Consider the following 14,246-nt stretch of genomic DNA (forward strand, 5'->3'; position numbering starts at 1 on the left):
CACCGCTGTAAGGAGGCATTCTTGAAACTGTTTATTTACGATCACTGTCCGTTCTGCGTAAAAGCCCGCATGATTTTTGGTTTAAAAAATCTGCCGGTTGAACTGATCGTTATGGCCAATGATGACGAAGAAACGCCGAAAAAATTGATCGGTCAGAAAATGGCGCCGATCCTGATGAAGGAAGACGGTAGCTGCATGCCGGAAAGCCTTGATATCGTCGACTATGTAGATAAAAGCGACCGCGAACCGCTGCTGACGGGGCGCACTAATCCGGCCATCAGCGACTGGCTGCGCCACGTTAACGGCTATTTGAATAAGCTTCTGCTGCCGCGTATCGCCAAAGCACCTTTTGCCGAATTCGCCACGCCGGAGGCGCGCAGCTATTTCAAAAATAAAAAAGAGGCCAACGTTGGCAGCTTTGACGAACTGCTGCAGCACTCGGAAGGCTTTATCAAGAATATCAACGATGACCTACGCAAGCTCGATAAGCTAATCGTGAAACCCAATGCCGTAAACGGCGAGCTTTCGCTGGATGATATTCGTCTGTTCCCTGTACTGCGCTCGCTGACGCTGGTGGCAGGAGTAGAGTATCCCAGCCGCGTGGCCGACTATCGCGACAATATGGCGAAACAAACCCAGGTTACCCTGCTCTCCTCTGTTGCCGCCTGATCTTCCGGGGCCACATTCGTGGCCCCGCTTTATTTCGTCACAAATTTTCCCGCAACCTTTACCGCCAGCCTGGTGACTCTCGGCCGTTTGTCCGGCAAGCTAGCGCTTCGCGTCAGAAGGGGTATCTGACGTCTCAAGTTCAGAGGAGCACTATGAAAAAGTTTTTTTGGGGGCTAAGCGCCCTGTTGCTGGTGGGTATGTTAACCGGCTGTAATCAGCTGACGCAGTACAGCATCAGCGAGCAGGAAGTAAACCAGGCGCTGCAAAAACATAACAATTTTGAAAAACAGATTGGCGTTGCCGGACTGGTCGATGCCCATATTGTGCTGACCGACCTCAGCAGCAAGATTGGGCGTGAAGAACCCAATAAGGTAACGCTTTCCGGTAAAGCCACGGTGGATATCAGCTCGCTGTTCGGTCCACAGCACGCGGTAATGCTGCTGACCATGAAAGCGCAGCCGGTTTTTGACAAGGATAAAGGCGTCATTTACCTGAAAGATATGCAGCTCACCGACGTGCAGGCGCAGCCGGAAAAGATGCAGGGCGCGCTGAATACGTTAACCCCTTATCTGAATCAGTCGTTGAAAGATTACTTTAATCAGAAACCGGCTTACGTCCTGAGCACGGATCGCAGCAAGGCAGAGTCGCTGGCGAAGCGTTTTGCCAAAGGGCTGGAAGTAAAACCCGGCGAGCTGATCATTCCGTTTACCAATTAATCGCTTATGGCCTGCCTGCTGGCAGGCCGTTACGCCAGTCCGACACGCTGCAAATTTACGGTAAGCTTCAGGCAGACTTCCTCTTCTCTTACGGAGCAGCGCTTTTTTGCAACTTCTTTCATAAAGCAGGTGCAAACGTTTGGCTTTGCCCCTATCCTTGATACCCGGCCAAATCGCGCCATATCGATTTCCTTTCTGCCGGAGCCCGTAATGACTGCACACCCTCAGCTTGTAATCCGCCGCCCAGACGACTGGCATATCCATCTGCGAGATGATGAGATGCTGAAAACCGTGCTGCCCTTTACCAGCGAGGTGAACGGCCGCGCTATCGTTATGCCTAACCTGGTGCCGCCAGTGACCAGCGTTGCCGCCGCCATCGCCTACCGCGAGCGTATTCTGGCGGCCATTCCTGACGGCCACGCTTTTACGCCCTTAATGACCTGCTACCTGACCGACTCGCTTGATGCGGATGAAGTCGAGAAAGGCTTTAACGAAGGCGTCTTTACCGCCGCGAAACTCTATCCGGCGCATGCCACGACCAACTCCAGCCACGGCGTGACCAATATCGCCTCTATTGCGCTGGTGCTGGAGCGCATGCAAAAAATCGGTATGCCGCTGTTGATCCATGGTGAAGTGACCGACTCACACGTTGATATTTTTGACCGTGAGGCGCGCTTTATCGAAACGGTGATGGAGCCGCTGCGTAAACAGTATCCGGAACTGAAGGTGGTTTTTGAACACATCACTACCAAAGAAGCCGCGGCTTACGTGCAGGAAGGCAATCGTTTTCTGGGCGCGACCATTACGCCACAGCACCTGATGTTTAACCGCAATCACATGCTGGTTGGCGGCGTGCGCCCGCATCTTTACTGCCTGCCAATCCTGAAGCGCAACGTGCATCAGGAAGCCTTAAGAAAGGTTATCGCCAGCGGTAACGACCGTTTCTTTCTGGGAACGGATACGGCACCGCATTTGCGTCATCGTAAAGAGGCCAGCTGCGGCTGCGCGGGCGTCTTCAACGCCCCCTCTTCACTTCCCGCCTACGCTACGGTATTTGAGGAAATGGACGCGCTGGAGCATTTTGCCGCTTTCTGTTCCGAAAATGGCCCGCGCTTTTATGGTTTGCCGCTGAACGAAGGCACCCTCAAGCTGGTACGTCAGCCGTGGACGGTGCCGGAAAGCGTGACCCTTGGCGAAGATACGCTGGTACCGTTCCTGGCGGGCGAGACGCTGAACTGGCGCGTAGAGCTGTAACACGCAGGATAAAAAGGATTGCGTCCGGTTCCTTTGCTGTATATATTCACAGTACATTAATCGGAGGCTTTTATGCGTATTGAAGTCACTGTCGCAAAAACTACCTCTCTGCCGGCTGGCGCGATTGACGCGCTGTCGGCAGAGCTAAGCAAACGTATCGACAAGCAATTTCCTGAATCCGCCCACAGCGTCTCGGTGCGCTATGCAGCCGCCAATAATCTGACGGTGATGGGCGGCGGTAAAGAGGCGAAAGACCAAATCACCGATATCCTGCAGGAAACCTGGGAAAGCGCCGACGACTGGTTTATCACCGACTGATCGGCTCTGCCCTCTCTTCCGTTTTTTGCCGGGTTCGCCGCCCGGCTTTTTTCGTCTTCCCCCTGTTCGCGCCTGCCAGAATCTGTCTATAGTAGTCACACCCGATTAATGACCGCCGTTGGCTAAGAGGACGCTGTGAATGTCGAAAACCCTGAAGAAGCGATGACCTTTGGTGAACTGCTGGCGCTGATTGCCGATCAGCAGCGCCGTTTAAGCGTGCTCGAAGTCGCCTTCTCTTCCCTCTCTCTTTGTCTCGATGAGCGCGCTTCGCTGCTGCTGGTTGAAAAGCTGCGTCTGGAAGCAACGCGCCCGGAGCACGATGAAAATAAACAGCAGCATTTTGCCGCGCTGGCAGAAGAACTGGCCAAACGAGCCGGGTGAATAATATTTATTCAAGTTTTATTATTTCTCTGCCGATATTTATATTATCGGGACGGATTAAAAGTTTCTGCGTACGCTAATCCCGTTAAAAACAGAGTCAAATGGCCTTAATTGAAACTTCGTTCTGTGGGCAGCAGAATTTCTGTTATAATTATCCTGCTCTATGAAAAAAGGCCGCTTTGAACCTCGATAAATCACTTCGTTGTCATTGTCAACACGAGTAATAAGGGGGTTATAATGGACAGAAACAAAGAGGTTATCCAGACGCATCCCCTCATTGGGTGGGATATCAGTACCGTGGACAGCTACGATGCGATGATGATCCGTTTGCATTCGCTTACCTCTAACGAGCAGCCGAGCGATGAGGCAGAAGTGGGTCAAACCTATTGGTTGACCACCGACGTAGCCAGGCAATTTATCTCTATTCTCGAAGCTGGCATAGCCAAGATAGAAGCGACAGAATATCAGGATCGCGATTACAAAAAGCACTAATTTCGAACGCGTTACCCTGAAGGCACCCATACGGGTGCCTTTTTCATTAGCGGCGCTTTTGTTATCCTGCCCTGATTGCCGGTTTAACTAAGGAGCCAGGTGCAGATGGTATATGACTTAATAGTGGTAGGCAGCGGCTCGGTGGGCGCAGCGGCGGCATGGTACGCCAACCAGGCGGGCCTGAATGTGCTGATGATTGACCGTGCGCACCCGCCGCATCGTGAAGGGAGCCATCACGGTGAATCACGTTTAATCCGTCACGCGTACGGCGAAGGCGCTCGCTACGTTCCGCTGGTACTGCGTGCCCAGCAGCTATGGGACGAACTGGAGCAGCGGTGTGGCGAACGTATTATGCAGCGCAGCGGCGTCATTAATCTTGCTCCTGTTAATTCCGAATTTATCCGCAACGTTCGGCAAAGCGCCGATGCATTCAGTTTACCGGTGGAAGTGTTAACCGGTGAAGAAGCCGCACGCCGCTGGCCACAACTCTCTGTTCCTGAAGGTTATATCGGCGTCTTTGAACCGCGCTCCGGCTACCTGAAGTCAGAACTGGCGCTACGCCATCTTATCCGTTTATGTGAACAGGCCGGCTGTGCACAGCTGTTCAACTGTGCAGTTACGGCACTGGGCGAGCGCGACGGATTACAGCTGGTGGAGACTTCAGAAGGCATTTTCCGCGGGAAAAAGCTGTTGGTCAGTGCGGGAACATGGGTTAAAACACTGCTGCCTTCGCTACCCGTTACGCCGGTGAGAAAAGTCTTCGCCTGGCATCAGGCCGACGGCCGCTACAGTGAAAATAATAAATTTCCGGCTTTCACCGTCGAGATGCCTGACGGCACACACTTTTATGGTTTTCCTGCAGATAACAACGCGATCAAAATCGGCAAGCACGACGGTGGTCAGCCGATTACCGCGCCGGAACAGCGTAAGCCTTTTGGTGCCGTAGCCGAAGATGGCAGCGAGCTGTTTAACTTTTTACGCCATTTTTTGCCCGGCGTCGGCGTTTGCCTGCGTGGCGAAGCCTGCACTTATGATAATACGGCGGATGAAGATTTTATTATCGATACGCTAAATCCGGACAGGATGATTATTACCGGCCTAAGCGGACACGGTTTTAAATTTGCCACGGTATTAGGTGAAATAGCGGCCCGGTTTGCGCAAAACAAATCGACAGAATTCGATTTAACGCCCTTCTCCCTTAGCCGCTTTTAAATAAAAAAAGACGGCAATAAATTGCCGTCTTTTCCACTCAGATAACTTCCGTAAATAACGTTATAGTTTCCCGGAAAATTATTTTGACGCTATTGCCGCTGCGTCTTTCTTTTGCTGACGCAGACGGAGTTTATTAATCAGCTTGTGCGCTTCCGCTTTGCTGGCCACCGCCGGTGCCGATCCGTTCAGCGGCTTGCGCGCCGTTTCACGCATAGTGAAAACGGTGATCACGCCAATAACGCCAGCCCCCATCAGATAGTAAGCAGGCATCATCAGATTATGCGTGGTTTCTACCAGCCAGGTGGTCATCAGCGGCGTCGTACCGCCAAACAGCGAAACGGACAGGTTAAAGCCGATAGCCAGCGCGCTGTAACGAATATCCGTAGCAAACAGCGCAGGCAGCGTGGCAGGCATTGACCCGCTGAAGCAGGTATGCAGCACGCCCAGAATAATCAGGCCCGCGAACACCAGCCACATATTGCCGGAGCCAATCAGCATCAGACAAGGTACGGCCAGCACGATCAAACCAATTGCGCCGCTTAAGATCACCGGACGACGGCCCAGGCGATCGTTCCAGTGACCGGAAAACAGCGTCAGCGGCATCATCACAAACATCACTACCAGAATCAGCAGCAGGCTGCTCATCTCGCTCAGACCCAGCACGCCAGTGAGGTAGCTTGGCATATAAGAGGTCAGCATATAGTTAGAGACGTTAAACAGCAGCACCAGGCCGATACACTTCAGCATCTGCGCGCGGTATTTGCTAAGCATTTGCAGCAGCGTCAGGCGCGGTTTGCTGTGCTCCAGCGCGTCCTGTTTTTCCATATGCTTCTGGAACGCCGGCGTTTCTTCCAGCTTCAGGCGCACGTAGAGTCCGAACAGGCCAAGCGGTGCGGCGATAAAGAATGGAATACGCCAGCCCCAGTCCAGCAGCGTTGCTTCCGGCATGGCGGCGGTCAGGCCGGTAACCAGGCCCGCGCCGAGCAGGTAGCCACCCAGCGTACCGAACTCCAGGAAGCTGCCCATAAAGCCGCGACGGTTATCGGTAGAGTATTCCGCGATGAAGGTCGCGGCACCGCCATATTCGCCGCCGGTGGAGAAACCCTGAACCAGACGGGCTACCAGCAGCAGGACAGGTGCCAGGATACCGATGCTGTTATAGCTGGGTATCAGGCCGATACAGAAGGTGCCGATAGCCATCATGATCATCGTGACGGCCAGTACTTTCTGACGCCCTACCTTGTCACCCAGCGGGCCAAAGACCAGCCCGCCGATGGGACGCACCACGAAAGCCGCCGCAAAGGCACCGAAAGCCGCAAGCAGCTGCGCCGCAGAGCTACCGCCGGGGAAGAAGACTTTACCAATAGTGACCGCAAGATAGCTGTAGACGCCAAAATCAAACCATTCCATGGCGTTGCCCAGCGCAGCTGCACCGACGGCGCGCTTCAGCATGTCTTTATCAACGATGGTGATATCGTCTACGGTGAGTTCTTTCGATTTTTTCTGCCAGAAGTGCTTTTTGTGTCTGGTTTCTGGTTGCGTGCTCATACAATCCCCTTAGTGAGAATGACTGGCAGCATCATAGCTTTCGTTGCCGGTGGAGCCTGGGGTGAAGAGAGGGAATGAAAGCTATAAAGCAGCAAAGTTTGAAAGTACAGCGGGTAAAAACGTTTCTTTACGGGAATTTACTCTATACGACAGGCTCCTTTTTATCAAGTTTGTGACAGAAATCGCTGTAATAGCCGATTTATTCACTGGTAAATCGTGTGGCCATTGTGCAAGTCAGACAGAAAAGCTGGGCCGTTAGCCCTCTTCCCTCCGACGTTTTACAAAACGCCGAAGGAAAAGGTATTAGTGTCTTTCTGCTATCCCCAGAGATGACGTCCGGCGGTATTACTTTGCAGGTTCTCTGGATCCACCAGCAGGGCTTGCTCAAGATGCAGCCAGAGTTTTCTTAGCTCTGGCCCGGTGCGTTTGTCAGCCAGCAGCGACTGTTCATCCATTGCAGGCAGCATTAGCGGATGTTCAGTAGTGGCCCGGGGACTGCAATCTTCTATCAATCGACAACCGAGGATATGCAGCATTTCCGTCAGCTGCGCCTGCGCAAGCGTTGCACGCACTGAAAGGTTGGGAAAGGCCAGCCGCTTTTCCATTAGCTCTCCGCTGCCAACAATCCAGTCCAGCGCATTTTTCATCACGCCTGAAACACCGTGCGCATACTCGGGGCTTACCAGTAAGAGCATATCGGCCTCGGCAAGCGCCTTACGCCAGCGACTAACCTCTTCACCAGCCTGCTCATCATTGTCCGCATTAAACAGCGGCAGGCGGCCCAGCTCTGAGTAGATCCTGAAATCTATGTTCTCTGGCTTAATAAGCTGCATGGCTCGCAGAAAAAGATGGTTAACCGAGGCGCTACGCAGGCTGCCCGCAACGGCAAGAATCCGGGGTTTATGGCTCATTGTTTTCCCTTTTGTCGAACTGTGTTAGCAGCTGGTACATGAATTATTGACCAGCTGTCATGCTCTGAGATAAGCCAGCATACTCCCTAGCCAAAGCCGACGCTAAACGGTGTTTTTAGTATGTTGTAACTATCGGCGGCATCATTATGCAAGCAGAAATGCCGCAACGGCCAATGAGGACGAGCGTTCAGCAAGCAGGGGGTCAGAGAATGACCGATGAGAATCGGCGGCTTTAGCCAATACCAAACCGCATAACATGGGCCTGATAAGATAAAAAATATAAAAGCGACCGGCGTCCTTGCCGGTAACTGCGCTGAAAACTTAATTATCCGGCGTGGGGATTTTCAGCGTCATATTTAGCAAGCCGCGCGACTTGTTGAAAATTTTATTGCCGTTTTCGCGTCCCGCCCGGCGAGCACGCTGCTCTTCCGGCGTTAGCGCCAGCTCTTCCATGCAGATTGGGCTACAGCAATCGTGATATTTTTCCGCGCAGCTCGGACACTGGATAAACAGCAGATGACAACCGTCGTTTTTACAGTTTACATGCGTATCGCAGGCCGTCCCGCACTGGTGGCAATGTGCGATAACATCTTCTGAAATACGTTCGCCCATACGCTCGTCAAAGACAAAGTTTTTCCCCTTGAAGCGTACCGGCAAGCCCTGCTCGCGCGCGCGACGGGCGTACTCAATAATCCCGCCTTCAATGTGATAAACATTTTCAAAGCCGTTGTGACGCATCCACGCACTGGCTTTTTCACAGCGAATACCGCCGGTGCAGTACATCACGATTTTTTTGTCTTTGTTGTCCTGCAGCATATCAACCGCCATCGGCAGCTGATCGCGGAAGGTGTCCGCCGGAATTTCCAGCGCGTTGTCAAAATGGCCCACTTCATATTCATAGTGGTTACGCATATCGACAAAAACCGCGTCCGGATCGTCCAGCATGGCGTTGACTTCGCCCGCCTTGAGATAGCCGCCAACGTCGCTGGCGTCAAAAGTTTCATCGGTAATACCGTCGGCAACGATGCGTTCGCGCACTTTCAGGCGCAGCACCCAGAACGATTTCCCATCATCGTCGAGCGCGATATTCATGCGCAGGTTATCCAGCGCCGGATCGAAAGCGTACAGCATCGCCTTCATCGCTTCGTACTGGCTGGCCGGTACGCTGATCTGCGCGTTAATGCCTTCCGCAGCGACGTAAACGCGACCAAAGACTTTTAATTTTGTTAAGGCGATATAAAGCGCATCACGGAAGGCTTTTGGATCGTTGATGGTGAAATACTTGTAGAAGGAGACTGTGGTACGCGGCTCGGTCTCGGCCAGCATCCGCGCTTTCAGCTCTTCATTAGAAACAAGGTTATGTAACACTGGCATGGTGTACGTTCCTGCGACTTTTGAGAAATTTTGCGGGCGCTATCATACCTGAATGTTGTCAGAATCAAACCGAAATCCAGCGGGTTTGTAAAAAAGAAGCTACCGAAGCTGGCGTTATGCAAGTGACAAAAAAGCATATCCTGACCAACATCACAAAAAAATCTGCCTATAGTTAGCCTGTTCAGTCTTACATTTATGGAGAAAGTGCATGAGCCAGCTATTTAGCCCAATCAGTCTGGGTAAGTTAACGCTTAAAAACCGTATCGCCATTGCCCCTATGTGTCAGTATTCCGCCGAGCACGGCAAAGCAACAGCCTGGCACCGCATTCATCTTGGCCATCTGGCGCTTTCCGGAGCGGGACTGTTAATTATTGAAGCCGCAGCGATTGAGCCTGCCGGACGCATCACGCCGCAGGATTTAGGGCTGTGGGATGACCAGACCGAACAGGCGCTGGGCGAAGTGCTGCACGACGTGCGTAAATATTCCAAAATGCCAATCGGCATTCAGCTCGCCCATGCCGGACGCAAGGCCTCTACCGATGTACCGTGGCACGGCGGCAAATTTTTGCAGCCGGAACAGGGTGGCTGGCAGACCTCCGCGCCTTCCGCCGTCCCTTTTGACGAGGGCGACAATACGCCGCTGGCGCTGACCGCCGAGCGTATTGAAGAGATTAAGCAGGCGTTTGTCGATAGCGCCATCCGTGCCGACCGCCTGGGCCTGGATCTGATTGAGGTTCATGCCGCGCACGGTTATCTGCTGCATGAGTTTTTATCGCCACTGTCCAATAAGCGTGAAGATAAGTATGGCGGCTCGCTGGAAAACCGGATGCGTCTGACGCTGGAAGTTTTCCGTGAAGTGCGCCGCGTCTTCCCGGCGGACAAGCCGGTTGGCGTGCGCATTTCCGCGACTGACTGGGTGAACGGCGGCTGGGATCTGGAACAGTCTGTGGCACTGAGTAAAGCGCTGGCCGCAGAAGGCTGTGCCTATATTCACGTCTCCAGCGGCGGCCTGGCGCCAGAGCAGAAAATCAGCGTCGGCCCGAACTATCAGGTGCCTTTCTCCGCGGCGATTAAAAAAGAAGTGTCTGTTCCGGTTATTGCTGTGGGGCTGATCACCGAGCCACATCAGGCCGAAGCCGTGCTGGTAGAGCAGGAGGCCGATATGGTCGCCCTGGCGCGCGGCATGTTATATAACCCACGCTGGCCGTGGCATGCCGCTGCCGCCCTGGGCGCAAAAGTTGATGCACCAGAGCAGTACTGGCGCTGCGAACCGCATGAAGTAAAAGGCCTGTTTAACTCCTGATGTACCTGTTAACGCCAGCGCCATCGTGCGTCTGGCGTTATAAACCGCTTGAATCCCCACGCATTAATTCAGTTTACCGTCAAAAAATGGCACAATAGGTCATAAACAATAAATTCCGGGCAGCATAATAATGCCCTTTTTACGATCTGGACACTCATGACTCAGCTGCCTCAGTTTACGCGCGCTTTGTTGCATCCCCGTTATTGGTTTACCTGGTTGGGTATAGGCTTGCTCTACCTGTTGGTGCTGCTGCCCTACCCCCTGCTCTATCGTCTTGGCTGCGGCCTGGGACGCCTTGCCATGCGTTTTATCACCCGCCGCGTAGAGGTTGCCCGCCGTAATCTGGAACTCTGCTTTCCGGAAATGCCGGAAGCGGAACGGGAAGCGATGGTGGTACGTAATTTTGAATCAGTCGGTATGGGCCTGATTGAAACCGGTATGGCCTGGTTCTGGCCAGACTGGCGTATCAGCAAATGGTTTCAGGTAAGCGGTCTGGAACATATTGATAAGGCCCATCAGGAAGGCAAAGGTGTGCTGCTGATCGGCATGCACTTTTTGACCCTGGAACTGGGCGCGCGAATTTTCGGTATTCATAACCCCGGTATTGGCGTGTATCGCCCTAACGACAATGCGCTGCTCGACTGGCTGCAAACGTGGGGAAGAATGCGCTCGAATAAAAGCATGCTGGACCGCAAGGATCTGAAAGGCATGATCCGCGCGCTGAAAAACGGCGATATCATCTGGTACGCGCCCGATCACGACTATGGCCCAAAAAGCAGCGTCTTTGTGCCTTTCTTTGGCGTGGAAAAAGCCGCCTCGACCAAAGGCAGCTATTTGCTGATCCGCAGCGGTCAACCTGCGGTTATTCCTTTTGTGCCGCGCCGTTTGCCACACGGCAAAGGCTACGAGATGGTTATCCTGCCTGCGGAAGATGCGATGCCGCTGGACGATGAAGCCGCCACCGCCGCGCGCATGAACAAAGTCGTCGAGCATGGCGTGCTGATGGCACCAGAACAATATATGTGGCTGCATCGCCGCTTTAAAACCCGCCCGGCGGGTGAACCTTCCCTGTATTGACCATCCGGGCGGTGAGCGGCTTCCTCAACGCCCGCTTAATCGCCCGCTTTTTCTCAGGTTTCCGCTATTAACGCCGTATTTTTGAGCGCATACTTAGCTTGCTAATAAAATACACAGGCGCTTATGGCTACTACTGACTTTCCTTCGGCCATCAACTGGCAAAAAAATCTGTTTATCGCGTGGTGCGGCTGTTTCCTGACCGGCGTAGCCTTTAGCCTGGTGATGCCTTTCCTGCCGCTCTATGTAGAAGAGCTTGGCGTGACCGACCCGGAGGCGCTGAACCTGTGGTCCGGTCTGGTGTTCAGCATTACCTTTCTGTTTTCCGCTATCGCTTCACCGTTCTGGGGGGGCCTGGCCGATCGCAAAGGCCGCAAAATCATGCTGCTGCGTTCGGCGCTGGGGATGGCAATCATCATGGTTTTGATGGGCATGGCGACCTCTATCTGGCAGTTTCTGGTGCTGCGTGCGCTGCTGGGCCTGCTGGGCGGATTTGTCCCCAATGCGAATGCGCTGATTGCCACGCAGGTACCGCGCAAAAGAAGCGGCTGGGCGCTGGGATGGCTGTCGACCGGGGCGGTGAGCGGCGCGCTGATCGGGCCGCTGATTGGCGGCCTGCTAGCAGACAGCTTCGGCCTGCGTCCCGTCTTTTATATTACCGCCACCGTGCTGTTTATCTGTTTCCTGATGACGCTGTTCGCCATCCGCGAAGAGTTTGTACCGGTGCAGAAAAAAGATATGCTGCACGCCCGCGAGGTTTTTACCTCCATTAAGAAGCCAAAGCTGGTGCTGTCACTGTTTGTCACCACGCTGATTATTCAGGTTGCGACAGGCTCTATCGCACCCATATTGACGCTGTACGTGCGGGATCTGGCTGGCGATATTCAAAACCTGGCCTTCGTCAGCGGGCTGATTGCTTCGGTTCCGGGGGTGGCGGCGTTGATCAGCGCGCCACGGCTGGGCAAGTTAGGTGACAGGATCGGCCCGGATCGTATACTGATCGCTATGCTGATCGTTTCCGTGCTGCTGCTGATCCCCATGTCGCTGGTACAGAATCCTCTTCAGCTGGGCATTCTGCGTTTTTTGCTGGGCGCGGCTGACGGCGCGCTGCTGCCTGCGGTGCAAACGCTGTTGATCTATAACGTCAGCAACGGCGTGGCCGGTCGCATTTTTAGCTATAACCAGTCTTTCCGCGATATCGGTAACGTAACCGGCCCGCTAATGGGTGCGGTAGTCTCTGCCCACTGGGGTTTTCGCGCGGTATTTATGGTTACGGCTGGCGTGGTACTTTTTAACGCGGTCTACTCTTGGTACACGTTACGTTACCGGACTGCTCAGGCCGAATAACAGGCTACAGCTCGTTAAGAAACTGAGTCACCATTCCGGCGATCTCGCTAATACGAGGTTCACAGCGGCGATAGTAAGTCCATTTACCGACCTTGTTCGCCTCAAGAAGCCCCGCTTCCTGCAACACTTTCAGGCACAGCGAGGTGGCGGGCTGTGATAAGCCCGCCTTATCCTGAATAAGGCTGGCGCATACGCCATATAGCCCAAAATCGTATAGCTGGCTGTAACCGGAAAAAGCTTCCTGCGGTTTTTTAAGCCAGCTCAGCACGGCCATACGCGTTGGGTTTGCCAGCAACTTCATGGCATTTTCAGGGGTCATCCAGCCTCACAACCATCAGGAACGATAAAACGGATAGTCAGTATATCCTTTACGGGTGCCGCCATACAGCGATGCTGCATCCACAGCGTTCAGTGGATAGCCATTGCCTAAACGCAGCGGTAAATCCGGATTAGCAATAAAAGTCCTGCCGAAGCCGAACAGATCGCCCCAGCCCTGCTGCAGGATGTGTTCAGCTTTTTGCTGCGTGTAGCGGCCGGAATACATAATTGGCCCATGAAACGTGTCGCGCAGTGCGTTGCGGAAGCTTTCCGGCAGATCGGGGCTGTTATCCCAGTCAGCTTCTGCAATCGACAGATAGCCAACATTAAGCGAGTTCAGCATTTTTGCCGCCGTGATATAGGTGGTATGCGGATCGTTTTCTACCAGGCCCAGATAAACTCGCTCTTCGCTGGTGCTGGTAAATAGCGGCGCGAATCTTACGCCTACGCGCTGGCTGCCAAACACCGAGCTGACCGCCGCGATGATTTCCTGTAAAAAACGCAGCCTGTTTGCCAGCGAGCCACCATATTCATCGGTGCGAAAATTGCTGTGCTGGGAAATAAACTGGTTGATCAAATAGCCGTTAGCAGCGTGCAGCTCTACGCCATCAAATCCGGCTTCCTGCGCGTTCTCCGCAGCCTTACGGTACAGCTCTACAATTTCTTTTACTTCTGCGCTTGTCAGCTCGCGCGGCATCTCCGGCGCGGTAAGCATGCCTTCGCCCGGAGCGGTTTCAATAAATACGCGTACGCCTTCTGCCGCAATAGCGGAAGGGGCGACCGGTGGCTGTTTACCCGGCTGGAGTGCACTGTGCGAGACGCGGCCAACGTGCCAGAGCTGGCAAAATAGTGTGCCACCTTCCTGATGAACAGCTTCCGTTACCTTTTTCCAGCCGGCAATCTGCTCTGCACTGTGGATGCCCGGTGTCCAGGCATAGCCTTGCCCTCGCGGTTCAATCTGTGTTCCTTCGGTGATCATAAAACCGGCGCTGGCGCGCTGACGGTAATAGTCCACCATCATTTCGCCGGGAATGTTGCCTGGTTGTTCGCTACGGCAGCGCGTCAGCGGCGGGAGCGCAATGCGGTTACGCAACGTCAGATTGCCCATCTGCAAAGGCGTGAAGAGAGTTTTAGTGTTCATAGAGCGCATTATCCTGCTAATTGAAAACGCCCATTATATTTAAACATTTAAATATGTAAATGCATTTAGCCGTTGCAGGTCACCCGTTAACGGTAAAAAATAATTAAGCTTTTGATTTATCAGATAAGAGTGCTGGCCAGGCCAGTTGTACAGGATTTATGTCGATTCTGTTTAAAGTTTTTTCAGTG

At 53.4% G+C, this 14,246-nt stretch carries 15 protein-coding genes; 10 read left to right on the forward strand and 5 right to left on the reverse strand.

Going from position 1 to position 14,246, the window contains the following annotated elements; all coding sequences use genetic code 11:
• Window positions 1-21: 21 nt before the first annotated feature.
• The 7 genes from grxB (at window position 22) to solA (ending at window position 5,042) form a co-directional block, all read left to right on the forward strand.
• Complete coding sequence (gene grxB / locus ACMGGR_RS13220; RefSeq protein ID WP_414147070.1) at window positions 22-669, forward strand: glutaredoxin 2; 648 nt, start codon at window positions 22-24, stop codon at window positions 667-669.
• A gap of 152 nt (window positions 670-821) precedes the next feature.
• Complete coding sequence (locus ACMGGR_RS13225; RefSeq protein ID WP_414147071.1) at window positions 822-1,385, forward strand: lipoprotein; 564 nt, start codon at window positions 822-824, stop codon at window positions 1,383-1,385.
• Between the two features lie 210 nt (window positions 1,386-1,595).
• Window positions 1,596-2,639, forward strand: a complete 1,044-nt coding sequence (gene pyrC, locus ACMGGR_RS13230) for a dihydroorotase (protein ID WP_246758724.1) — start codon at window positions 1,596-1,598, stop codon at window positions 2,637-2,639.
• Window positions 2,640-2,711: 72 nt separating this feature from the next.
• Window positions 2,712-2,957 carry a DNA damage-inducible protein I gene (gene dinI, locus ACMGGR_RS13235; RefSeq protein ID WP_246758723.1) on the forward strand — a complete coding sequence of 82 codons (246 nt, stop codon included), beginning with the start codon at window positions 2,712-2,714 and terminating at the stop codon, window positions 2,955-2,957.
• A 162-nt stretch (window positions 2,958-3,119) separates the two neighbouring features.
• The gene (locus ACMGGR_RS13240) at window positions 3,120-3,338 is read left to right on the forward strand and encodes a hypothetical protein (protein WP_414148962.1); all 219 of its coding nucleotides are present in this window, start codon (window positions 3,120-3,122) and stop codon (window positions 3,336-3,338) included.
• A gap of 237 nt (window positions 3,339-3,575) precedes the next feature.
• Complete coding sequence (gene bssS / locus ACMGGR_RS13245; protein ID WP_246758720.1) at window positions 3,576-3,830, forward strand: biofilm formation regulator BssS; 255 nt, start codon at window positions 3,576-3,578, stop codon at window positions 3,828-3,830.
• Between the two features lie 105 nt (window positions 3,831-3,935).
• The gene (gene solA, locus ACMGGR_RS13250) at window positions 3,936-5,042 is read left to right on the forward strand and encodes an N-methyl-L-tryptophan oxidase (RefSeq protein ID WP_414147072.1); all 1,107 of its coding nucleotides are present in this window, start codon (window positions 3,936-3,938) and stop codon (window positions 5,040-5,042) included.
• Window positions 5,043-5,120: 78 nt separating this feature from the next.
• Here solA and proP read toward each other — a convergent pair whose 3' ends face one another.
• The 3 genes from proP to ACMGGR_RS13265 all read right to left on the reverse strand — a co-directional run bounded on the left by proP (window position 5,121) and on the right by ACMGGR_RS13265 (window position 8,875).
• A complete protein-coding gene (gene proP / locus ACMGGR_RS13255) occupies window positions 5,121-6,590 on the reverse strand; it encodes a glycine betaine/L-proline transporter ProP (protein WP_246758718.1) in 1,470 nt (489 codons plus the stop codon).
• A 317-nt stretch (window positions 6,591-6,907) separates the two neighbouring features.
• Complete coding sequence (locus ACMGGR_RS13260; RefSeq protein ID WP_246758717.1) at window positions 6,908-7,501, reverse strand: NADPH-dependent FMN reductase; 594 nt, start codon at window positions 7,499-7,501, stop codon at window positions 6,908-6,910.
• A gap of 321 nt (window positions 7,502-7,822) precedes the next feature.
• Window positions 7,823-8,875 carry a rhodanese-related sulfurtransferase gene (locus tag ACMGGR_RS13265; protein ID WP_246758715.1) on the reverse strand — a complete coding sequence of 351 codons (1,053 nt, stop codon included), beginning with the start codon at window positions 8,873-8,875 and terminating at the stop codon, window positions 7,823-7,825.
• A 208-nt stretch (window positions 8,876-9,083) separates the two neighbouring features.
• On the opposite strand from ACMGGR_RS13265, the gene ACMGGR_RS13270 reads away from it, so the two are divergent.
• From ACMGGR_RS13270 to mdtG, 3 genes are all read left to right on the forward strand, one after another.
• Complete coding sequence (locus ACMGGR_RS13270) at window positions 9,084-10,178, forward strand: NADH:flavin oxidoreductase/NADH oxidase (protein ID WP_414147073.1); 1,095 nt, start codon at window positions 9,084-9,086, stop codon at window positions 10,176-10,178.
• A 156-nt stretch (window positions 10,179-10,334) separates the two neighbouring features.
• Complete coding sequence (locus ACMGGR_RS13275) at window positions 10,335-11,255, forward strand: Kdo(2)-lipid IV(A) acyltransferase (protein WP_246758712.1); 921 nt, start codon at window positions 10,335-10,337, stop codon at window positions 11,253-11,255.
• A gap of 123 nt (window positions 11,256-11,378) precedes the next feature.
• Window positions 11,379-12,599, forward strand: a complete 1,221-nt coding sequence (gene mdtG / locus ACMGGR_RS13280) for a multidrug efflux MFS transporter MdtG (protein ID WP_246758711.1) — start codon at window positions 11,379-11,381, stop codon at window positions 12,597-12,599.
• A gap of 4 nt (window positions 12,600-12,603) precedes the next feature.
• Here the strand turns inward: mdtG and ACMGGR_RS13285 are convergent, their stop codons facing one another.
• Together ACMGGR_RS13285 and ACMGGR_RS13290 are read right to left on the reverse strand one after the other, a co-directional pair.
• The gene (locus tag ACMGGR_RS13285; RefSeq protein WP_414147074.1) at window positions 12,604-12,918 is read right to left on the reverse strand and encodes an ArsR/SmtB family transcription factor; all 315 of its coding nucleotides are present in this window, start codon (window positions 12,916-12,918) and stop codon (window positions 12,604-12,606) included.
• A 15-nt stretch (window positions 12,919-12,933) separates the two neighbouring features.
• Window positions 12,934-14,058 (reverse strand): alkene reductase, encoded by a 1,125-nt coding sequence (locus ACMGGR_RS13290; protein WP_414147075.1) that lies wholly within the window; start codon window positions 14,056-14,058, stop codon window positions 12,934-12,936.
• Window positions 14,059-14,246 lie beyond the last annotated feature (188 nt).

Origin of the sequence: Erwinia sp. BNK-24-b (genome assembly GCF_047456155.1) — a bacterium.
Lineage (GTDB): Bacteria > Pseudomonadota > Gammaproteobacteria > Enterobacterales > Enterobacteriaceae > Erwinia > Erwinia phyllosphaerae.